Source organism: Geobacillus sp. WSUCF1 (assembly GCF_000422025.1).
GTDB lineage: Bacteria > Bacillota > Bacilli > Bacillales > Anoxybacillaceae > Geobacillus > Geobacillus zalihae.
The window spans coordinates 1-237 of the sequence record NZ_ATCO01000277.1 but is presented as its reverse complement, the minus strand read 5'-3'; the positions used below and the strand labels follow the sequence as shown (position 1 = coordinate 237).

Here is a 237-nt window from a genome sequence, read left to right as displayed (position 1 = left end):
TAGCGAAAATTTGAAGTGGGGGCTTCCAAAGAAGTTTGACTGCTTCAAGCAATCCTTATTCTTTGAGGCGTGTCCACTTCGCCGCTAGAGCATAAGACACTCAGGTCTACAGCTTTACTTTTCTTTAAGATGTTTAATGCGCCATTGACATCAGCATTAATTAGTTTGCCAGACTTTGTTCGATACAAGCCGCGCTTAATACGTTTGCCGCTGAACTTATATTCTTTTGGATTGTCG

At 41.8% G+C, this 237-nt stretch carries 1 pseudogene; it reads right to left on the bottom strand.

What is annotated here, in order from left to right:
- Positions 1 to 44: 44 nt before the first annotated feature.
- Positions 45 to 237: pseudogene (locus I656_RS0117195) on the bottom strand (RNA-guided endonuclease TnpB family protein); the annotation flags it as partial.